Source organism: Flavobacterium ardleyense, assembly GCF_042686085.1.
Lineage (GTDB): Bacteria > Bacteroidota > Bacteroidia > Flavobacteriales > Flavobacteriaceae > Flavobacterium > Flavobacterium ardleyense.
This window is the reverse complement of record NZ_JBHUOL010000022.1, coordinates 155194-176924: the sequence shown is the minus strand read 5'-3', so window position 1 is coordinate 176924 and position 21731 is coordinate 155194. Positions and strand designations below refer to the sequence as shown.

The window sequence follows — 21731 nt, the reverse complement described above, 5'->3', positions numbered from 1 at the left end:
TGAGTTTAAAAGTTTACTGTTTAAAAGATTAAAAGTGAGACACCAATAACTTTTTCACTGCTACTATTTGTTTAATTGTTGTAATAATTCGCTTACCATTTTTAAATCATCAAAATCGTGACGAATGCCGTTGATTTCTTGATAGGTTTCGTGTCCTTTTCCTGCGATTAGTATTATATCATTTGGATTTGCGAATTGACAAGCCGTTTTAATTGCCTGTTTTCTATCCAAAATTGAAATCGTTTTCTTGAAATTATGAGGCTCAACTCCTTTTTCCATTTCTTCAATAATCGTTTCCGGATTTTCAGTTCGTGGATTATCGGAAGTAAAAATAGCTTTGTCGCTCAATGAAGAGGCGATTTGTGCCATAATCGGTCTTTTGGTTTTATCTCTATCGCCACCACAACCCACAACCGTAATCAATTGTTCATTTTTTGTACGAATGTCCTCAATGGTTTTTAATACATTTTCCAATGCATCTGGCGTATGAGCATAATCTACAATTGCTGTAATATTTGATTCAGAAACAATAAATTGGAAACGACCTGAAACACTTTCTAATTCTGAAAGCAAGCGTAGAGCTTCCACATTTTCGATTCCTAATTCTACGGCAACTCCATAAATTGCTAATAAATTATAAGCATTGAAAGAACCGATTAACTTCACCCAAACTTCATTATCGTTGATTTTTAACAACAATCCTGACAGTTGGTTTTCTAAAATATGTGCTTTATAATCAGCATACGATTTTAATGCGTAAGTCAATTTTTTAGCTTTTGTATTCTGAAGCATTACCGCTCCATTTTTATCATCTACATTCGTGATCGCAAATGCACCTTTTGGTAAATTATCAAAAAATACCTTTTTAACATCGCGATATTCTGCAAACGTCTTGTGGTAATCCAAATGATCGTGCGATAAATTGGTAAAAACGCCACCTGTAAAATGCAAAGCTTCTGTTCGTTTTTGATGAATTCCGTGCGAACTCACTTCCATAAAACAAAACTCACAACCTTCCTGAATCATTTGGTCTAAATAATAATTCAAAGTCAATGAATCTGGCGTGGTATGCGTAGCTTTATATTCCGTTTCATCTACCATAATTTTAACAGTAGAAAGCAAACCGACTTTATAACCTGCTTTTTTGAATAATTGGTACAATAAAGAAGCGATGGTTGTTTTTCCATTTGTTCCTGTAACACCAACTAATCTGATATTTTCCGATGGATTTTCGTAATAGTTTGCTGCTAAAAAAGCTAATGCTTCATTCGTATCTTTTACCTTAATATAAGTAACTCCGTTAACAATTACTTCAGGAAACTCTTCACAAACTACTGCAATTGCTCCAAGACTTAATGCTTTATCAATAAAATTATGACCGTCTGAAAGTGTTCCTTTAATTGCCACAAAAACATCGTTCAACTCAATTTTTCTTGAATCAAATTCGATTTTTGAAATAGCAATATCCGTGGCTCCATGAACCGCTTCAATTCCTACCTTATATAATATGTCTTTTAAAAGCTTCACGATAATTCGATTGTTATGGTTTGATTCTTATTGAAGACTTGACCTGATGTTAATGATTGTGTTCTCACTTTTCCAAGTCCAACAACTTTTACTTTTAATCCTAAATTTTCTAATAAGGCAATGGCATCCATTCCGTCCATTCCTTTTACATTAGGAACTATACTGTTTTCTATTGCTGCTTTTTTATAATAAGTAGCATAGTTTTTTTCTTGCGCGTCAACTTTTGCATTAATATCTTTTACATGATTCATTGATGGAGAATCTGTAAAGATTTTTTGTGCAATTCTTTTAAAAACTGGTCCAGAAACATCAGCTCCATAATATCCAGCGGCGACGTTCGGTTTATTTATAATTACAATACAGGAATATTTTGGCTCTTTTGCAGGGAAATAACCTACAAAAGAAGACGCATAATATAATTTAGATTTGTCTTTATAATTCACTTGAGCAGTTCCTGTTTTTCCTGCCATTGAGAAATCTTTAGAGTACAATTTTGAGCCTGTTCCTCTTTTAACCACATTTTCTAATACTGCATGTACTTTATCTAGCGTTTCTTGCGAGCAAATCTTAGGATTAATTACTTGCGTATTATAATTCTTAATCGTTTTGTTCCATTCTTTAATTTCGCTTACGAAAATTGGCTTCACCATTATTCCGTTATTTGCAACCGCATTATATAAAGTCAAGGTTTGCAAAGGTGTAATTGAAACATTATAACCAAAAGCCATCCAAGGCAAAGTAGTTCCAGACCATCCACTCGTTCCTGGTTGTGGTATATAAGGTTTTCCTTCTCCTTCAATCGGAAGACCTAAAGGTTTATTCAAACCATAACTATTAATCCTATTCACAAATAATTTCGGATTATCCTTGTAACTATTCATAACCGATTGGACAATAATTGTATTTGACGATTTTTCAAAACCACTTGCCAAAGAAATTTTTCCGTAACCGCCTACTTTTGAATCACGCACTCTTCTGTTGTAATAAGTAATAATTCCACCATTTGAATCATAAACCGTACTTGTATCCGCTTTTTTATCATCGAGTACCGCTATTAAACCCATTAATTTGAAAGTTGAGCCGGGTTCTTGCGATTCTGCAATTGCATAATTTTGAGTTTCATAATACGAACCATCTGAAGCTCTTCCTAAATTTGAAATCGCTTTAATGTGTCCGGTTTTTGTTTCCATAACCACTACACAACCGTGATCAGCGCTGTAGTGTTCTAATTGTTTCAGTAAAGCATGATGCGCAATATCTTGTACGTAAACATCTATTGTTGAGATAATATCATAACCATCTTGCGGCTCTTTCTCATTAATGTCACTAATAGGTTTCCATTGATTTTTTGCAATTCGCTGCATCATTCTATGGCCATTTTTGCCGTTTAAATAATCGCGAAAAGCGTATTCTAAACCTTTACCATCTTCATTTGAACGCTCATAACCAATCGTTCTTTTTGCAACTAAACCGATTGGATGTTCTCTAACAATTTTTTGCTCAACTATTAATCCGCCTTTGTTCGCTCCTTTATCAAACAATGGAAACGTTTTCATTCGCAATTGTTCCGTATAACTTAATTTCTTTGCCAAGAATACATACCGACTTTTATTAGCTCTAGCTTTTTGTAATTTCGCTTGATAGAATCCGGTTGAATTATCAAACATTACTGCTAATGAATCCGAAAGTCCTTTTACATGTTCCTTGAAGTGTTGATTTGAAGGCGCTACCGCATCAAAATAAATACTGTATTCTGGAATAGAAGTTGCCAACAAACTTCCATCGGCAGAATAGACATTTCCTTTGTTTGCAGGAATTGTAAAATTCTTAACCGTTCTTTCTTTTGCAAGTTGACGGTAATATTGACCTTCAACCCATTGAATATTATTCAGTTTAACCAAGACAAAAACCGCCATTATGAAAAACATAACAGCTACAAAATAAGTGCGATACGATATTTTTTTATCTTCTATTGCCATATTTTTAATTTATCCCAAAAACTCTTTTTATTTTCTTGACTTTCGACTACAATTTTCACAGGAGGTACTTCTGAGGGTAAAATCTCCCGTGCTATCATTTTCTTAGCCACAGTGGATTCCATTTTCAATTTCATCAACTCAGAACGTCGGTCTACAAATTCTGACCGTAGTTCTTTCGCTTGATTAGCCAATTCAGTTATGCGGTAATTTTTAGCATCATATTGATGATTATTAGCAATCATAAACATTCCTAGAATTACCAAAAAAACAATAAATTTCCAGTTCTTAAGAGCGTCATCACTAATAAGAAATTTTGCTTTTAATAAACTGTAGATTCCGTTTTTCATGAACTATTTTTTTTCTGCTACTCTTAATTTTGCACTTCTGGCTCTGTTATTAATTGCGATTTCTTCCTCTGAAGGCACAATTAACTTTTCGATGGTTTTAAACGGCACTTCGAAATTTCCGAAGAAATCGCGCTCTGGTTCGCCTTCAAACATTCCGTTCTTTACAAATCTTTTCACCAGTCGATCTTCTAACGAATGGTATGAAATCACACTCAATCGGCCACCCGGTTTTAAAATCTCTAACGATTGTTCTAAAAATTCTTTTAAAACATCCATTTCCTGATTCACTTCAATACGAATCGCTTGATATATTTGTGCTAAAATCTTATTGCTTTTATGTCCTGGTAAGAATCGAGCTAATATCTGTTTTAACTGTTCTGAATTTTTAATTTTGGTGTCTTGACGCGCTGCCACAATCACAGTTGCCATTGCTCTTGCGTTTTTCAATTCGCCATAATTAAACAAAACACGAGCAATTTCTTGCTCATCGTACTCATTTATAACATTATACGCACTGATTTCACCTTTCTGATCCATTCTCATATCCAATTCTGCCTCAAAACGGGTTGAAAAACCACGTTCTGCAACATCAAACTGATGCGACGAAACACCTAAATCAGCTAAAATTCCATCTACTTGTTTTATTCCGTGAAAACGTAAAAAACGTTTTATAAATCTAAAATTCTGATTGATCAATAAAAATCGTTCATCGTCAAGTGCATTTTTTAAAGCATCTAAATCTTGATCGAAAGCAAATAATTTTCCACCTTCGCCCAAACGACTCATTATTTCTCTTGAATGACCACCGCCACCAAAAGTAACATCCACATATATTCCATCAGGACGAATATTCAATCCGTCAACCGTTTCTTTTAACAATACCGGATTATGATATTCCATCTTCGTCGTCATTTAAATTACCCATTACTTCTTCTGCCAAATCTGCGAAATCATCTGTAGCATCATCCACCGCATTTTCATATAAATCTTTGTCCCAAATTTCAATGATATTGATTGCAGAATTCAATACAATTTCTTTATCAATTTTTGCAAAAACCACCAAATCTTTTGGAATCAAAAGTCTTCCCGTAGCATCGATTTCAATCATTTTAACTCCTGCCGTAAATCTTCTAATAAAATCATTGTTCTTTTTTACAAAACGATTTAATTTGTTGATTTTCAACATCATCTTATTCCATTCACTCATTGGAAACAACTCCAAACAAGGTTGAAAAACCGATCTTTTCAACACGAAACCTTCCTCTAAAGAACCCAATTGTTTCTTTAGCGACGTAGGCAGCATCAGCCTTCCTTTGGCATCCACTTTACATTCGTATGTTCCGATTAATGTCTTCAATTGTTATATCTATAAGAATAGGGACAAATTTAGAAAAATTTTACCACTTTTTACCACATAATACCACTTTGTTGATAAGTTTTTGGTATTCTAAAACGAAGATTTCCAGTTTTAACAAAGCTTTATTTGCAAAATCGAGAAAAAACGAATGTTAATCGAAATTAAAAATCAACAAAAACCATCCTAAAAAACACCTATTTTAATGCAAATTTGTTGATAACTAATAAATTAGGCGCAAATAGCGTGTTTGAAAAAAGCAGATAATTTATTGTTTAATTTCTTTAATAATATAGTATATTTGTTGCGCGTGAGAACTCATTATATTAAGTGGAATTTATGTTAAAGAAAGAAAAAAAATATACCTATTTTGAAGCCGGAGAAGGCAAACCAATCATTATACTGCACGGCTTAATGGGAGGCTTGAGTAATTTTGACGGTGTAGCCGAATTTTTTCCACCAAAAGGATATAAAGTTGTCATTCCAGAATTACCTATTTATACCCAAAATATATTAAAAACAAACGTAAAAGCCTTTTCAAAATTTGTAAAGGATTTTATCACTTATAAAGAGTTTGATAAAGTAATTCTTGTAGGAAATTCATTGGGAGGACACATTGGATTATATTTTACAAAAATGTATCCAGAACTTGTAGAAGCGCTAGTGATTACAGGAAGTTCAGGTTTATATGAAAGCGCTATGGGCGATGGTTACCCAAAACGTGGCGATTATGAATACATCAAAAAGAAAGCAGAAGACGTCTTTTACGATCCTGCAATTGCCACCAAAGAAATAGTAGATGAAGTTTTTGCAACTGTTAATGACAGAATAAAATTGATAAAAACTTTAACCATTGCTAAAAGTGCTATTCGTCATAATATGGCGAAGGATTTACCTAAGATGACCACACCAACTTGTATTATTTGGGGAAGAAACGATAAAGTTACACCTCCAAATGTTGCTGAAGAATTTGATAAATTGTTACCAAATTCAGAATTGTTTTGGATTGAAGAATGTGGCCACGCAGCAATGATGGAACACCCAAATCAATTTAACGAAATTCTTAATAATTGGTTCCAAAAACATAACATATAACAGTTCCCCGAATGGGGAATTTTATTTTACACATATGAAAATTAATACAGCCGAATTTATAATTAGTAATTCTGAAATTGATAATTGTCCGAAAGAGCGCATTCCAGAATATGCTTTTATTGGTCGTTCAAACGTAGGAAAGTCATCATTAATTAATATGTTGACTAATCATAAAAATCTAGCAAAAACATCATCTCGACCTGGAAAAACACAATTAATTAATCACTTTAAAATCAACAACAATTGGTTTTTAGTCGATTTACCTGGTTATGGTTATGCGAGAGTTTCTAAAAAAACGAAAGCTGTTTTCCAACAATTCATTATGGATTATTTCGAACAAAGAGAACAACTAGTTTGCGCTTTTGTGTTGATTGACGTTCGATTGGAAGCACAAAAAATTGATCTTGAATTTATGGAATACTTAGGCGAAAGCGAAATTCCATTTGCAATTGTTTTCACCAAATCAGACAAACTTGGTAAAACTAAAGTTCACGGTCACGTTGAAGCTTACAAGAAGCAAATGTTAGCTGGAGATTGGGCAGAAATGCCTCCATATTTCATCACTTCTTCATTAGATGCAGTGGGAAGAGAGCCTATATTAGAATACATTGGTGGAATCAACGAAGATTTATTTAAGGATGAAGGTTTTTAAAATACTTATCGTAACTTTTTTATTAACTTCTTGTAATTTACCAAAATATTACTTTAAGGACGATTCTATTACAACAGGAGTTGATTTCACAAAAGGAAAATGGCTCTTAAATAGAATTGAAAGTTCCAAAGCAACCGAAGAACAATTAACTAAAAAAACGACTGCTTTTTTTACTGAAAAGTTAGGAAACAGATTTAGTACAGTTTATTCTGAAAAGGTTTTGGTGCCTCAAAGCAGTAATTTCTTGTTAAATGCCGAAGAACTAAAGCAAATAAAAATTGGTTCTAATTATGATTATTTTATCCAAGTAAAATCTGGAAATTCTAAAAACGAGCTTGGTGTTATTGATGCAACTCCTAAAAATTTTAATAAAAATTTGAAAAACGAAGCATCGATTCAACTTGTAATTTATGATTTAAACACACAACAGCTTATTTATTCTAAAAACGCTTTTGGTATTGCTGGAAATCCAGAGAATAACAGCAACGACATCACACTCACAAAATCTTCAACTGGCTTATTGATAGGCTGTTTAGATAAAATTATAAAAGATTTAGACAAAAAATCAATCCAATAAAAAAAAATCACTAATTCAACATTAGCGATTTTTTTTATGCTTTAAGCTCCAGCTTTTCTAAAAGAAAATATTCAAAACTTAAAAATTTAGAATTTATAAGTAGCTTTTAACATAGCAATTCTTGGCAATATTCTAGTTGAACTGTAAGCTGAAACATAATTTGATATCGAATTTGAATTAATTGTTTTCGAGTTAAAAACATTGGTAACGCCAAGATTAAACAACCACGGATTATTACTTTTACCATATTCTAGTTGCGCATTTGCTAATTGGTAATAATTTTTAGAGTCATTAACTTCATTACTAGTATAGTTATAATCACCTTTAAAAATTAAATTATCCAGCAACTCAATTTCTATGTCCGCAAATAAAAAATCACTTTGATATTCTGTCTCTGATTTACTTTTATAAGTGTTGTAACCTTTTTCATAACCTACGCCAATTTGAGGCCATTCTACGTTATTAGTTTTTAAAGTAATCCCAAACGTATTATTATTAACATTGACGGCTGAAAGCATATCATTCGTTTGTTGTGTGTAATTCAACATACTTAATTTAGAACTGAGTATAACATCAAAATTCTTTAGATTTTTAGTAAAACTACCTCTAAAAGTAAAGTTATCGCTAGGTGCATTTATATAAATCGGCTGCGATGATTGGTTAATACCTGATAATAAAACACCGTTTCGTATCGGATTATTGGTACGATTGTAAAAAGAAAACAAATCGAAATAATACCTTTTAAATACATTTCTTCTATTGTACGTGAGAGCGAAAGAATGAGCCTGCTCAAACATCAAATTACCATTACCCTCATAAACGCTGTTAAAAGAGTTAATCACAAGACCTTTTGATAATTGCGCTAAACTAGCTAAGTTATTTAAAAACTGATAATCAAACTGTAAAAAATGCGCCTCACTAAATTTATAATCGCTCCTATAATTAGGCTTAAAATTGACTTTTTGTATATCAATTTCTTGGTCAAAATTTCTAAATTTTCTATTGATATTCTCCAACTCGAAACTGAAAGTATTCGTCCATTTCTTAACCTGCAACTTGTATTCAAGGTTTGTACTTATTTTCACGTCTTTATTAGCAATTTTATTTCCAAATACATTAGGATAAAAAGCGACAAAAGAGTTATCAGTTAATACTTGTCTGTCTGTTTCTGCAACATTTTGAAGGTTGAGATCTCCAAGAGCCGAAATAGTGAATGTATTCCTACTGTTAGGCTTCCAATAGGATGAATAGGTAATATCAAATGAATTTGTTTTAAGCGCAACCTCTTTATTTAAACTGTATGAAGTGTCGTTTTGCAGCGGTAAATAATCTTGCAAAAAAGGCGCATTCGATAACCAGTTCTTATCAATTACTCCTTCACTATAGGCGTGATTAATTACAAAAGTTTGATATTTTCTGCTGTTTATCTTGCGGTTATATTCGAAAAAATGATTAAAAGATTTACTTTCATTTATATTATTTGTATCGAAAAAATTTGTCGCTAAATCCGAAGATGAAATTATATTATTTCCGCTTTTATCATTTGAATCTTTTAAATTTAAAACATATTTAATATTCACATCTTTAGCTGGCTTCGTGTTTATCTTAAGATTAAAAAGAATGAAATCTGAATTTTGCCTGTCTAACGTATTTCTCGTTTCATTATTTAAATTGCTATTATTTGCATACTGAATAAAGTAATCGTTTTGCATTAGATTATTACTTGCACCATATATAAAGTAAGTTTCTAAACTTGTTTTAGCATTTATTTTTTCATTATAATTTGTAGCTATAAATTTCCCATTTGTTTTAGTTACTCTATCATTACTTACTGCAAACTGAAATAGGTTATTATCAATTTTTTTTTTGTTTTTTGAATAACTGCTAAAAATCCCAGATTCTAATCGAAAAACATCAGTGAATTCTAGCGTATTTGTTCCATTATTATTGAAATCCACTATAGAACTTAAACTTCTTTTTGGCGAATAGTAAAAGAGATTAGAATGTAATTTATAATAGTTGTTATCTGAATGACCAGCGGTTATATCGCCAAAGGCAAACTTTTTTTTCTCTTTTTTTAGCACTACGTTCATAATCAGGTCGCCGCTTTCTTCTACCTGCTTCATGAAATCAACTTCAGAGAAATTATCTAATAAAACTATTTTATCAACGGCGTCAGCGGGAATATTTTCTACTGCTATTTTAGAACTACCCCCAAAGAAACTACCGCTTTCTACGAGTGTAGTTTTCACTTGTTTGCCCTGATAAGTTACTGTTCCGTTTTTACTAACTTGCATCCCTGGTAATTTTTGCAATTGATCTTTTAATTTACGTTCGTTACCGTTTGTAAATTTTGAAACATCAAAAACTACCGTATCTTTTTTAATAAGTATTGGTTCAACTTTATATTGAATAACAATTTCTCTTAAACTTTCAGTGGAAGGTGTTAATTTAATAAGTAAAGAGTTAGTTTGTTGTTCTGGATATATCTCTTTAACATAATCTATAAAACCAATGTACGAAACCGCTATTTTATAGGAAATGCCCACTTTTAAATCCAAAGAAAAATCACCTTTACTATTTGAACTTGCAAATTTAAAATCATCTTTATTAAGCATTGAACTCGCTATAATAGTAGCATTTTCCAATGGTATATTTAAAGAATCAACAACTTTTCCTACGACTATTTTGCTCTGAGAAGACATCAAAAAAGTAATAAAAAAAAATAAAACCACATAAAAAAATCTTCTTGTCAGCACTATTTTACTTTATTCGTTTACTATCCATCACGGCTTTTTTCTGCTCTGGCGTCAAAGAACTCATACTGTATTTATCGATTTCATCGCCTGTTAATTGCGGATAGTTTTCTAATTTATCAATTTTAGGATCTTCCTTTAAATTTAAATCAATAGTCTTGACATAAAGAACAGCTTTAAAAGATTGTAATTCTAAGATTAAACCAGGTAATTTCCCATAACCATTAGGACCATAAGGAACTGGGATTGTCGGTGTGAACCAAGCTGTTATTGCAAATTTTGAATCTAATATCTCACCCTCTCGATATTTTGGAGATGTTGCTTTGTAACAAATATAACCGCTAATTTCTTTGGTTTCATTGGTAATTGTCCATTTGTATTGCAAAGAATCAGTTTGTACTACTTCCCCAATTCTAAAACTATTAAAATAACTTCTGTAAATCTTTTTTTTTCTATTTTCATAAATCTTATGATTAAAATCAAGATCAGAACTAAAATCACGAATTGTTTTACCTTCTGGTAATTCGATATCTTTTACCTTAAATCCGGCTTCCGTTTTATTAAAAGAAAGACTTAACACCACTGAAGGTGCAACATTCGTAGCTTCTTTGTCACCCGCACTTAAATATTCATTATTCTTGTATAGTTCGTTTATATTTTTTTGTATCCCATAAGTAACCACTCCATTTTTTATTTGTGAGAAAGAGTAAAAAGAGGTTAAAAGGGCTAAAGTGAATATATATTTCATAAATTATTTTTAAAAAACTACTGGCTCTAAAAATTAAAGCCAGTAATCCTATGTTTATTGTTGCGTTGTTGAATCAGAAGCTTCTTCCACTCCAGCATCTTTTTTAAGCGCATTTTTGCAAGCTCTTTCTACCATATCAGCTTTATCCCTTGCCTCCTGACGTGTACTACCACTAGTGTAATAGTCATGATAAACTGCAATCCACGCTGCATCGCAACCAGGGTTAACAACAACATCCACAGCAACTTCTTTTACCTCCACTGCAAAAGTAGCAGTAGAAAATGCACAAACAGCAAAAGCTGTAAAAATGATTTTTTTCATAATTTGTTTTTGTAAAATTTAAAATTTGTTTTTTTGTTATAACGCTTCAAAATTGAAAAAAAAAAAATGATATTTTAAAACAATTAACCAAATTTTAACAAATATAACCTGATTAATTTTAAGTTAACAATCTTATCTATTGAATTGTAAAAAATATTATTAGAAAGAGTTTTACTTAAATAAAAATCTTATTGAATTTCTGTTACTTTATTCGTTTACTATCCATCACGGCTTTTTTCTGCTCTGGCGTCAAAGAACTCATCATGTATTTAATAATTTCATCACCTGTCAATTGCGGATAGTTTTCTAATTTATCAATTTTAGGATCTTCCTTTAAGTTTAAATCGATAGTCTTTACATAAAGAACACTTGTGAAAGATTGTAATTCCAAGATTAAGCCGGGTAATTCTCCATAACCATTAGGACCATAAGGAACTGGGATTTTAGGTGTAAACCAAGCTGTTATTGTAAATTTTGAGTCTAATATTTCTCCCTCTCTATATTTTGGAGATGTAGCTTTGTAACAAATATAACCGTTGATTTCTTTTGTCTCACTAGTGATTGTCCATTTGTACTGCAAAGAATCTGTTTTTATTACTTCTCCAAGTCTAAGACTATTAAAATAACTTCTGTAAATCTTTCTTTTTCTATTTTCATAAATCTTTTCATTAAAATCAAGATAAGAACTAAAGTCATCAATAGCTTTACCTTCTGGTAATTCGATATCTTTTACCTTAAATCCTGCTTCCGTTTTATTAAAAGAAAGACTTAATACCACTGAAGGCGCAACATCCGTAGCTTCTTTATCACCTGCACTTAAATATTCATTATTCTTGTATAGTTCGTTTATATTTTTTTGTATCCCGTAAGTAACCACTCCATTTTTTATTTGTGAAAAACAAAAAAAAGAGGAAAAAAGTGCTAAAGCTAATGTATATTTCATAAAATTATTTTATTCGTTTACTATCCATCACAGCTTTTTTCTGCTCTGGCGTCAAAGTACTCGTCATGTATTTAATTATTTCATCCTCTGTCAATTGCGGATAGTTTTCTAATTTATCAATTTTAGGATCTTCCTTTAAGTTTAAATCGATTGTCTTTACATAAAGAACACTATAAAAAGATTGTAATTCTAAGATTAATCCGGGTAAATTTCCATAACCATTAGGACCATAAGGAACGGGTATTTTAGGTGTAAACCATGCGGTTATATCATATTTCGACGCTATTGCCCCATTATCCCCAAACTGTGGAGTAGTTGCTTTATAACAGTTATAACCATTAATTTCTTTGGTTTCACTGGTTATTGTCCACTTGTATTGTAAGGAATCTACATTTACTACCTCTCCTATTCTAGAACTATTAGAATAAGTACGATAGATTTTTTTCTTCTTGTTTTCATAAATTTTTTCTGTAAAACCAATGAGATATGTCATATCAGTAACAGTTTGATTTTCTGGTAAAGTAATTTCCTTTACACTAAAACCTACTTCTGCCTTATTAAAAAAAAGATTGAATACTATTGAAGGCGCCACTTCTGTAGCCTCTCTATCAAATTCACTTAAATATTCTTTATTCTTAAATTCTTCGATTAAATTTTTTTGTACTCCATATGTAACCACTCCATTTTTTATTTGTGAGAAAGAGTAAAAAGAGGACATTAACACTATAGCAATTATATATTTCATAGATTATTTTAAGATTTTGTCTCGAACTTATGCTGTAAACCTAGCGCCAAAGAAATAAAAACAAAACAACAAAACAAAATCAACCTTCCTAAACTTTGTGTTCAAAATCAAAAATCAAAAAAAAATCGCTAATTCAAAATTAACGACTTTTTTTGTTATGCTTTTAACTCCAGCTTTTCTGCGAAATATTCACAAAAATCACGCATTGTGTCAGACATCTTTTCGTCAGCTGTGGCGCGTTCAAAAGTATCAGCCATTGCCACTAGCGTTTGATGGAAAAATTGCTTCATCTCATCTACTGGCATTTCTTTTGTCCACAAATCAATACGAAGTGTTTCTTTCTTTTTACTATCCCAAACAGACAATAAAATTGCTTTTGCTTCTTCTTGTTCGATGCCACCGTCTTCTGCTGTCCACAATAATTTGTCAGGCACATTATTTTCGTCTAAACCTACGGTGATTTTTATATCTGATGTTTTCATATTTATGATGATTTTAGTGCAACTGTTTACAATGTTGCAGGATTATTATAAAGTGAAAAATATTAGTTTTTCTTTGGTTTGTATTTTGAGTTTTCAAAAATTGTCTTCGCGTTTAACGCTAATAAATCTTCTAAAGTAGTTTTGGAGTTATTCTCCATATAGCTTCTAACAATTTGCCATCCTAGCCATTGCCCTACTCTCCCCGGAGTTTGATTATCTATTTCTAAATAGAATTTTGAAAATGGTGCCGGATTGATGAATCGCTGTTCACTTTTAGGATTAGAATCGTACAATAATTTATTTTCCACTAAACTACTCCACATTTGATATTCGTTTAATTCACAAAATTGCAATTGCAAATCCGTGTAACCAATTTTATTCGCATCAGAATATTCAGGAATCAACTTATCCTTAAGATACAATTCTTTTCCGTAATAAATCATTGCTGCTAATAAAGTTCTATCCGTGGGTGTTGCTATTTTTCCATAACTAAAGCTCGAAACTAAATTAGGTAAGATTTGACTTTCTTCCAATTCAACTTTCTTAAATTCAGGAAAATCGACATAAAAGCGATGGTCTTTACCTAAATAACAATCTAGAGAAACCAAAACCAATGAATCTAAGTAAAAAGACTTCGCTTCCGTATCTACTTCATTGATTAAAGTAATAACCCTAGGCGTTTTATATTTTGGAAAATAATACTCAACATGCTGAAATAATTTCTTTAAATCCGTTTCAACTTTATCTAAATTCGAATATTTTCGCTGCACTTCCGTGTACAATTCTCTTAATAATGGATCGCTCAATTTGTTTACCCAAACTGAATCTTGATTGCCTTCCGGAAAAAAGAAAGGATATTTTGCTTTAATTTGCGGTAAATCTTCGGGCTTGGAGCCATAAAAAACTTGATCAAAGCGTTCTACTTTGAATTCCGCAGGAATTTTTGCCACAACTTCTTCTACATTAGTTTCGTTTTTGCACGAAAAAAAGGAAGCTGCAATAACAACAAATAATAATTGTTTCATAAAGCGTATTTTTATATTTTTATCAAATCTAAAATCGGTTGCAAATATACAGTTATCGACTCACAAATTCTCATAAAATAATGACAAATTCTACTCGTTTCCAGGCCGAAAAAATAAATCAGCACATTGTTGAATGGTTACTTGATTATGCTATTAACGCAAAAGTGAAAGGTTTTGTTGTCGGAATTTCGGGTGGTATTGACAGCGCATTGGTTTCTACTTTGTGCGCACAAACAGGTTTACCTACGTTATGTGTGGAAATGCCAATTCATCAAGCTGAAAGTCATGTAAGCAGGGGAAATGAACATATCGCACAATTAAAAGAGCGCTTTCCAAATGTAACCAATGAAAAAGCAGATTTAACTCCAATTTTCGAAAGCTTTAAAATGGCAGTTCCTACTTCTGAAAATGATGCACTTTTGAATTTGTCTCTAGCAAATACTCGTGCAAGATTACGTATGACGACTCTCTACTATTTTGCTGGAATTCACAGTTTACTAGTTGCAGGAACCGGAAATAAAGTGGAAGATTTTGGAGTAGGTTTCTTTACAAAATATGGTGACGGTGGCGTTGACATTAGTCCGATTGGGGATTTAATGAAAAGCGAAGTACACGAATTATCGGCTTATTTAGAAGTACCACAAAGCATTTTAAATGCCAAACCAACTGATGGATTATTTGGCGATGATCGAAGTGATGAAGATCAAATTGGCGCGAATTATGACGAATTAGAATGGGCGATGCATAATGATGAAAACGGGAAAACACTAAATGATTTCGAAGGACGAGAAGCCGAAGTTTTTAAAATATATAAAAGACTAAATACAATTAACCAACACAAAATGCAACCCATTCCTATTTGTAGAATTTTTATATAATTTAAAAAATAATTAAACATAAAATACATTTTTTTCACTAACTTTGATAAGATGTTGTAATTAATGTAATCTTTTAACTATGATAAAAATATGTATTGCAGATAGTTTCCCGGTTGTAGCACACGGACTACAGTCGTATTTTTATGGGAATTCCAAATTTGAAGTTATAGCTTCGGTTCGAAATTTAGAATCTTTATTGCATCTTTTAAACAATAAATCTTGTGCTATTTTGATTTTAGACATCGAATTAGAAGGTTTAGCCAGCATAAGAGATGTTAAAAGTTTAATCAAAGATTATCCTGAAACAAAAATTGTACTTTTTACTTCGGTTTCAGAACAAATGTATGCTCCAACAGCCATAAAAGCTGGGGTTTCTGCGTACGTTCCAAAAAACACTGAATTAAAAGATCTAGAACACACACTTATAAAAGTTGCTGAAAATGGAGTAGTTCTAAGTGATTCAGTAAAAAAAGCAATTGAATTTTTAGGCAAAGGAAAAAAAGCAGATCGCTTATTCAAGAAATTATCTACTAGAGAGATTGAAGTTTTGCGTTACTTAAATGACGGAAAGAAAAACAAAGAAGTAGCACAAATTTTAGGCTTAGACGAGAAGACGATTAGTACTTATAAACTGCGATTGTTAGCCAAATTAAACGTTAGTAACTTAGTAGATTTATTGAAGAAAGCTAAAGATTTAGATGTGATTTAATTATATCTGGATAATACTCTTCCTAAACTATTAGAGAAAATATGCGTTAGCCCCAAATAAGCCATAACCATTTCTAATGTTTCTCTGTTATCAGAATTTTCACCTGTTACAAGATCTTTCTTTAAGTCATCGATGATATTATTTACCAAATACCAACGAAGCGTAATAATTGTTTCTGTAACATACTGACTGATAGTAGCGTCTTTTTGCTTTACATAAATTTGTTGCACTTCCCAATTATGCAATACTTCGCGCTCTTCGTTCATTAGAACGGAAGTAACCTCCTGCGCTAATTCTCCAGGCAAATGCATAAGATATTTGTCCAGCTCAAAATTTTCATTTTCATTGTAATAAGCAATCAAGTGATTGTAAATAGCTCTGAAAATTGGATTCGCTAGTTCCACTTCGTCTTCTTGCAGACTTAAATAAATGCGTTGGTACACTTTGTAAGGTTTGGTTTCTTTCACCTCAACCAATGCACCTTCTTCATTATTAGCTAAAACAATATCTTCAAACTGCTCTTCTTTGCTTCCATAAAGCAATAGAATTTCTATTATCTTTTGCTCTAATTCGTACTGAATATCAACTTTAGCAGAAGACTGAGAACTATCATTCTTTACTACTTCAAAAGCTTTTTGATCTTTCTTATATTCTTTATTGGCTTCAGTTAAATCTTTTTTAACCAATTGCGCTAGCGTATTAAACAGTACATCTTCGGAAATATCCATAATTCTGGAACATTCTTGGATATATACCTCACGCTTAATGCGATCTGGAATTTTTGAAATACTAACCACCATATCACGAATCAAATCTGCCTTTTTTATAGGATCATTTTTGGCATCTTGCATTAATAAAGAAGCTTTAAACTGAATAAAATCTTTCGAATTCTCTTCAAAATAAGCTAAAAGTGATTCTTGATTGTTTTTTCTCGCAAAACTATCGGGATCATCACCATCAGGAAACGAACAAACTTTTACATTCATTCCTGCTTCCAAAATTAAATCAATTCCACGAATCGACGCACGAAGTCCGGCTGCATCACCATCAAAAAGTACGGTAACATTTGGTGTTAAACGATTTATCAAACGAATTTGATCAGCAGTCAAGGCAGTTCCTGAAGAAGAAACTACGTTCTCAATTCCAGATTGATTCATTTGAATAACATCAGTATAACCTTCCACTAAATAACAGTTATTTAGCTTTGCCATTGCTTGCTTTGCATGGAAAATTCCGTACAATACTTTACTCTTGTGGTAAATATCACTTTCTGGTGAATTCAGGTATTTCGCTGCTTTTTTATCATTGGTCAAAATCCTTCCACCAAAACCTAAAACACGACCGCTCATACTTTGAATTGGAAACATCACACGACCTTTGAATCGGTCAAATTGTTTGTCTTCTTTTACAATTGAAAGCCCTGTTTTATCTAAAAATTCTAATTTATAACCTTTCCCAAGGGCTTCTTTAGTAAAAGCATCCCAAGATTCAGGCGAATAACCTAGTCCGAATTTCTTAATAGTATCGGAAGTAAAACCACGCTCTTTGAAATAAGACAGTCCAATTGCTTTTCCTTCTTCCGACTCTAATAAAGTGTGCTGAAAATATTTTTGTGCGAATTCGGAAACCAAATACATGCTTTCCTTTTCATTGGCCTGAGCCATATCTTCATCCGTTTGAAGGGTTTCTTCGACTTCAATATTGTATTTTGCTGCTAAATATTTTATAGCTTCTGGATATGTGAAATGCTCGTGTTCCATTAAAAAAGTAACAGAATTTCCGCCTTTCCCAGATGAAAAATCTTTCCAAATTTGCTTTACAGGAGAAACCATAAACGAAGGAGATTTCTCGTTTACAAACGGGCTTAATCCTTTCAAATTACTTCCAGCACGTTTTAATTGTACGAAATCACCAATTACCTCCTCTACTCGGGCGGTTTCAAATACTTTTTCTATAGTGTCTTTTGTAATCAAATTTTTCGGGATATTGAGATTTCAGAATTTGGATTTTAAGGTTCCATAAAATCGATTTCAAAGTTACAAAGTTTTTAAATAGTAAATGAGTAGGAAAACAAAAACCTTGACAAAAACAAAAAAGCACCTCATTAAAGAAGTGCTTTTTCAAAACAGATAACTTAACCTAACCCAAATTTATCTTAAATCGAAACTAACTCATTAATTTAATTTATGGCTTCTGATTTTGCTTCAAATTTATTTTTTGTCTTTTTAAACTTTACTAAAACGTTCTCTTTTTTATTGTCATTTTCAATTTCATATATCATTTCATAAACTTGCTTGATAGTGTCATTTCCCTTACCAACAAAAACTTTAGTATTTTCTACCGAAACTAATTTAAAATCAGTTATTTCTTGTTTTTGCTTTAATTCGTTATGATAATCATCTCCTACTTTTACAGCTCTTTTAATTTCGTCTTCATCATTAAATTTAATATGTTGAAATCCACAACTTGTAAGTAGAAAAACTACTATAATTCCCGCTAATTTATTCATAACTTATACTCTTAATTAGTTGAAATCGAAACGTATACCTAAACTAACGTTGTTCTGTTCTATATTATTGTTCTTGAACATTGAATTTAAGTCATATTTAACATATAGACTTGTCTGACCGTAACCAACATACGCACTTAATCCATAATTAAAGTCGGAAACATTGAAATCTCCTTTTTGTTTGTCTTTGATTTTAAGGTCGTCTAATTCATATTTTATAATTTGTTTTGACTTCAGGCGAACACCTGCATAACCTCCAACTCCTAAACGAAATGATTGGTGTATTCTGAAAGATGTTTTTGTTCCGTCTGCTGAAAGTTTCTTCGGTGTAAAATCAAACTCTAAATGAACTGGAGCCGTTAAATAGACACTTCTAAAACGGGAATCATTTAAATGATTTGTTGCCACAACTAAGTCTGTTTGATTTCCATTCGTTTCAAAATAACGATTGTCAGTTGGACGCAAATTATTGTACTGCAATGACAAACCATATTTAGCATGTAATAAATTGTTGTTTTTTAAAATCCTTGAATTCAGAGTCATTCCCCATTCATAAAAATGCGAACCTAAAACTCTAAAATCTGAATTCTCTAGGTTTTCTCCTTCTGTAATAACATTATTAATACCCATTGCAAAAACAAATTGAGAAGTTGTTCTTCTGGATTTTCGCTCCATTTTATCTTCTTCTCCTTTGTAAATTTTCATTCCGCCAATATTAATTTCAGTTCTGTTTTTTCCGATCGAATCTTTAGAGTTTCCACCTAGATAAATTGTTGTTCCACCTCTTTTTGAAGAATCATTTGCATCTGAAAGCTTTCCATCGACTTTGTCTTTAACCAATTGAGCCAACTTAGCTTCTTCAACAGCTACTTTTGTTTCTATGTTATTTGCTCTTTCAGAAGCCGCTTTAGTCTTCAATTGTTTCCCTGTCTCAGCTGAAATTTCACCTGCAATTATTTGAGCGTCGATTTCTTCAACTTCTTTTTTAAGCGCCTCTTTTTCTTTGGTTGTAATCTCTTCAATTTGATTACTAATTTCATTAGCTCTATCTTCAAACGAGGGTGATTTTTGATTTCTTCCCTTAATAGTTCCAGTTTCTGCTACAGTATCACTAACTACTTCTAATGAAATATCCTTCATCCAAATTTGGCCTGTTCCAGCTAGTAGTACTCCATAAGAAATAGATGTTGCAAATTCAGGAACGAATAATACAACTTCATACTTTGTCCAGTCTGTTGTTCCTTTTATTCCTCTTTGCTGCATATTATCAAAAGCAAGCTCTTTACTTGAATAGAAATCAACACGCATCCACATTCCGGCCCATGACTTTACGTTTTCACTTTTAACATAACCAGTCATTTTAACTGTTTTCCCTTGGTATGGATTAGCATCTACAGTTTTCATTATATTTCCAAATCTTTCAATTTTTGATTTAATCGATTTTATTGTGTAAACCTCTTGATTGGAATAAATTTGATCTTTTGTTGGGCCAATTTCATAACTTTGAGATTCATTTTGTTTGAAACTCCAGCTTACTGAATCTTTGATAGCTACTGTTTGCGCTACTGTTTTCGTAATAAATGAAAACAAGAGAATAACGATGTAAAGGATAACTTTGTTCATAATTGTTCGATTTTTGATTGATGATTGATTTATTGATGATTGATTTATGAAGTTATAAAAAGCCTCATTTAGTCGTAATTTCTATTAACTATTGCTGTTTTCACAACCTTAAAATTCTTGTTTAATTTATCTAAAATTGTTTCTCTGTAGGAAACGTCTAATTCTTTTTCAACAGTAGAAAGCAAAGCATTAGCATCTACTTTTACCGATGATTTAGGATTGATTTTACTCGCAGAATACGATGTTATTTCTTCGTTCTGTACTTCCGCTAGTAAGTTCTCTGGTGATACGTATTTGTAAGAATCTTTAGCTATCAGTTGTCGGTTGTCGGTTAGCTGCTGTTGGTTATGATCTGTTATATTCGAAGCAATTGAACTTTTCTTAATCAATTCGTCTTTAATTGAATTGTCTTTATTAACTGATTTATTTTCGTTCTGAACTAAAACAGGTTGTTGCGATTCAATTACAATCTTGTCAGTTTTAGTCGTTTCATCAGATTCAATAGCCTTCTCAACCTCTACTATTACAGGGATTTGATGATTAACTTCTAAAGTTTCGTCTGAATTAAAGAGAAAAATTCCTAAGCCAAAGAACACAAAAAAAGAAGCGGCGATGTACAACCAAAGGAATCCTTTTTTAGGCTTCTTCTCTTCTTTAACAGAAAGCATGGCATCTAATCGGTCCCAAGATTTTGCACTAGGCACGATTTCTCTAGCATTCAGCTTTTCTCGTATTTGATTATCTAATTTATTTGACTGCATTTTGTTTGTTTTTTAATTCGGTGATTTGGATTTGCAACACTTTTCTTGCATGCGATAATTGTGATTTTGATGTGCCTTCGCTAATTTTGAGCATTTGAGCTATTTCCTGATGCTTGTATCCTTCCACTGCATATAAATTAAACACCATTTTATAACCATCGGGTAAATTATCAATGAGATTTTGAATATCATCTACTGAAAACTCTTCCATTTCATATCCCGACTCGCTTTCATTAATTGTGACATCTTCAATGTCTTTGTGGTTGAAATCATTCTTTTTAACACGAAGAAAATCAATACATTCAAAAACCATAATTCTTCTGACCCAACCTTCAAAACTGCCTTTATGTTCGAAGCTTTTCAAATTTGTAAACACTTTCATAAATCCGGTAATCATAACATCTTCGGCGTGGTGAATGTCTTTTATATATTGTCGACACACACTCAACATCTTTGGAGAAAATTTAGCATAAATCTGCTGTTGCGCTTGCCGATTATTTTCGACAGCCAATTCAATTAATTGCTTTTCTTTTTGATGTAATTGTATAACCTTCATTAGTGAATTTAGAAATTAGAATTCTGAATTTAGAATCTTGCTTCTACTTATATAGACGAGAATGAATTTAAAAAGGTTGCATGAAGATATAAATTTTGATAAAAAAATTCGAAATTCCACTTTTACTATCGTAGAATCTTTTGA

Annotated in this window: 22 protein-coding genes; 5 read left to right on the top strand and 17 right to left on the bottom strand. The window is 31.9% G+C overall.

Annotation, left to right across the window (positions count from 1 at the left end; translation table 11 throughout):
* Positions 1-63: 63 nt before the first annotated feature.
* Genes ACFSX9_RS14665 through mraZ form a run of 5 tightly spaced genes read right to left on the bottom strand, consistent with a single transcriptional unit; the run spans position 64 to position 5210 of the window.
* Positions 64-1527, bottom strand: a complete 1464-nt coding sequence (locus ACFSX9_RS14665; RefSeq protein ID WP_379809010.1) for a UDP-N-acetylmuramoyl-L-alanyl-D-glutamate--2,6-diaminopimelate ligase — start codon at positions 1525-1527, stop codon at positions 64-66.
* The gene (locus tag ACFSX9_RS14660; protein WP_379809008.1) at positions 1524-3506 is read right to left on the bottom strand and encodes a penicillin-binding protein; all 1983 of its coding nucleotides are present in this window, start codon (positions 3504-3506) and stop codon (positions 1524-1526) included. The genes ACFSX9_RS14665 and ACFSX9_RS14660 overlap by 4 nt, the downstream gene beginning before the upstream one ends.
* On the bottom strand, positions 3497-3853 hold the full coding sequence (locus tag ACFSX9_RS14655; protein ID WP_379809006.1) for an FtsL-like putative cell division protein: 357 nt from the start codon (positions 3851-3853) through the stop codon (positions 3497-3499). The genes ACFSX9_RS14660 and ACFSX9_RS14655 overlap by 10 nt, the downstream gene beginning before the upstream one ends.
* A gap of 3 nt (positions 3854-3856) precedes the next feature.
* Positions 3857-4765: a 16S rRNA (cytosine(1402)-N(4))-methyltransferase RsmH gene (rsmH, locus tag ACFSX9_RS14650; protein WP_379809004.1), complete on the bottom strand. Its 909-nt coding sequence runs from the start codon at positions 4763-4765 to the stop codon at positions 3857-3859.
* The gene (mraZ, locus tag ACFSX9_RS14645; RefSeq protein ID WP_379809002.1) at positions 4740-5210 is read right to left on the bottom strand and encodes a division/cell wall cluster transcriptional repressor MraZ; all 471 of its coding nucleotides are present in this window, start codon (positions 5208-5210) and stop codon (positions 4740-4742) included. Before mraZ ends, rsmH begins: the two co-directional genes overlap by 26 nt.
* A gap of 336 nt (positions 5211-5546) precedes the next feature.
* Between mraZ and ACFSX9_RS14640 the strand changes: the two genes are divergently transcribed.
* From ACFSX9_RS14640 to ACFSX9_RS14630, 3 genes are read left to right on the top strand one after another with little or no spacing between them, the layout of a single operon-like run.
* Positions 5547-6302: an alpha/beta fold hydrolase gene (locus ACFSX9_RS14640; RefSeq protein WP_379809000.1), complete on the top strand. Its 756-nt coding sequence runs from the start codon at positions 5547-5549 to the stop codon at positions 6300-6302.
* A gap of 34 nt (positions 6303-6336) precedes the next feature.
* Positions 6337-6954, top strand: coding sequence for a ribosome biogenesis GTP-binding protein YihA/YsxC (gene yihA, locus ACFSX9_RS14635; RefSeq protein WP_379808998.1), 618 nt, complete (start codon positions 6337-6339; stop codon positions 6952-6954).
* Positions 6941-7531 carry a hypothetical protein gene (locus ACFSX9_RS14630; protein ID WP_379808996.1) on the top strand — a complete coding sequence of 197 codons (591 nt, stop codon included), beginning with the start codon at positions 6941-6943 and terminating at the stop codon, positions 7529-7531. The genes yihA and ACFSX9_RS14630 overlap by 14 nt, the downstream gene beginning before the upstream one ends.
* 86 nt (positions 7532-7617) lie before the next feature.
* Here the strand turns inward: ACFSX9_RS14630 and ACFSX9_RS14625 are convergent, their stop codons facing one another.
* From ACFSX9_RS14625 to gldB, 7 genes are all read right to left on the bottom strand, one after another.
* Complete coding sequence (locus ACFSX9_RS14625; RefSeq protein ID WP_379808994.1) at positions 7618-10236, bottom strand: hypothetical protein; 2619 nt, start codon at positions 10234-10236, stop codon at positions 7618-7620.
* A gap of 58 nt (positions 10237-10294) precedes the next feature.
* Positions 10295-11035, bottom strand: a complete 741-nt coding sequence (locus ACFSX9_RS14620) for a GLPGLI family protein (RefSeq protein WP_379808992.1) — start codon at positions 11033-11035, stop codon at positions 10295-10297.
* A gap of 54 nt (positions 11036-11089) precedes the next feature.
* Positions 11090-11356 carry a hypothetical protein gene (locus tag ACFSX9_RS14615; protein WP_379808990.1) on the bottom strand — a complete coding sequence of 89 codons (267 nt, stop codon included), beginning with the start codon at positions 11354-11356 and terminating at the stop codon, positions 11090-11092.
* Positions 11357-11558: 202 nt separating this feature from the next.
* Positions 11559-12299, bottom strand: a complete 741-nt coding sequence (locus ACFSX9_RS14610) for a GLPGLI family protein (RefSeq protein ID WP_379808988.1) — start codon at positions 12297-12299, stop codon at positions 11559-11561.
* Positions 12300-12303: 4 nt separating this feature from the next.
* On the bottom strand, positions 12304-13044 hold the full coding sequence (locus ACFSX9_RS14605; RefSeq protein ID WP_379808986.1) for a GLPGLI family protein: 741 nt from the start codon (positions 13042-13044) through the stop codon (positions 12304-12306).
* A 155-nt stretch (positions 13045-13199) separates the two neighbouring features.
* Positions 13200-13526 (bottom strand): gliding motility protein GldC, encoded by a 327-nt coding sequence (gldC, locus tag ACFSX9_RS14600; protein ID WP_379808984.1) that lies wholly within the window; start codon positions 13524-13526, stop codon positions 13200-13202.
* 62 nt (positions 13527-13588) lie between these two features.
* On the bottom strand, positions 13589-14551 hold the full coding sequence (gene gldB, locus ACFSX9_RS14595; RefSeq protein WP_379808982.1) for a gliding motility lipoprotein GldB: 963 nt from the start codon (positions 14549-14551) through the stop codon (positions 13589-13591).
* Between the two features lie 80 nt (positions 14552-14631).
* Here gldB and nadE point away from each other — a divergent pair, with 80 nt between their 5' ends.
* Together nadE and ACFSX9_RS14585 are read left to right on the top strand one after the other, a co-directional pair.
* Positions 14632-15429: an NAD(+) synthase gene (gene nadE / locus ACFSX9_RS14590; protein ID WP_379808980.1), complete on the top strand. Its 798-nt coding sequence runs from the start codon at positions 14632-14634 to the stop codon at positions 15427-15429.
* Between the two features lie 79 nt (positions 15430-15508).
* On the top strand, positions 15509-16138 hold the full coding sequence (locus tag ACFSX9_RS14585) for a LuxR C-terminal-related transcriptional regulator (protein WP_379808978.1): 630 nt from the start codon (positions 15509-15511) through the stop codon (positions 16136-16138).
* Here ACFSX9_RS14585 and dnaG read toward each other — a convergent pair.
* From dnaG to ACFSX9_RS14560, 5 genes are all read right to left on the bottom strand, one after another.
* The gene (dnaG, locus tag ACFSX9_RS14580; protein WP_379808976.1) at positions 16135-18111 is read right to left on the bottom strand and encodes a DNA primase; all 1977 of its coding nucleotides are present in this window, start codon (positions 18109-18111) and stop codon (positions 16135-16137) included. The genes ACFSX9_RS14585 and dnaG overlap by 4 nt on opposite strands.
* A gap of 206 nt (positions 18112-18317) precedes the next feature.
* Positions 18318-18647: a hypothetical protein gene (locus tag ACFSX9_RS14575; RefSeq protein ID WP_379808974.1), complete on the bottom strand. Its 330-nt coding sequence runs from the start codon at positions 18645-18647 to the stop codon at positions 18318-18320.
* A gap of 15 nt (positions 18648-18662) precedes the next feature.
* A complete protein-coding gene (locus ACFSX9_RS14570) occupies positions 18663-20270 on the bottom strand; it encodes a hypothetical protein (RefSeq protein ID WP_379808972.1) in 1608 nt (535 codons plus the stop codon).
* 68 nt (positions 20271-20338) lie between these two features.
* Positions 20339-21031: a hypothetical protein gene (locus tag ACFSX9_RS14565; RefSeq protein ID WP_379808970.1), complete on the bottom strand. Its 693-nt coding sequence runs from the start codon at positions 21029-21031 to the stop codon at positions 20339-20341.
* Positions 21018-21587, bottom strand: a complete 570-nt coding sequence (locus tag ACFSX9_RS14560; RefSeq protein WP_379808968.1) for an RNA polymerase sigma factor — start codon at positions 21585-21587, stop codon at positions 21018-21020. The genes ACFSX9_RS14565 and ACFSX9_RS14560 overlap by 14 nt, the downstream gene beginning before the upstream one ends.
* Positions 21588-21731: the final 144 nt, after the last annotated feature.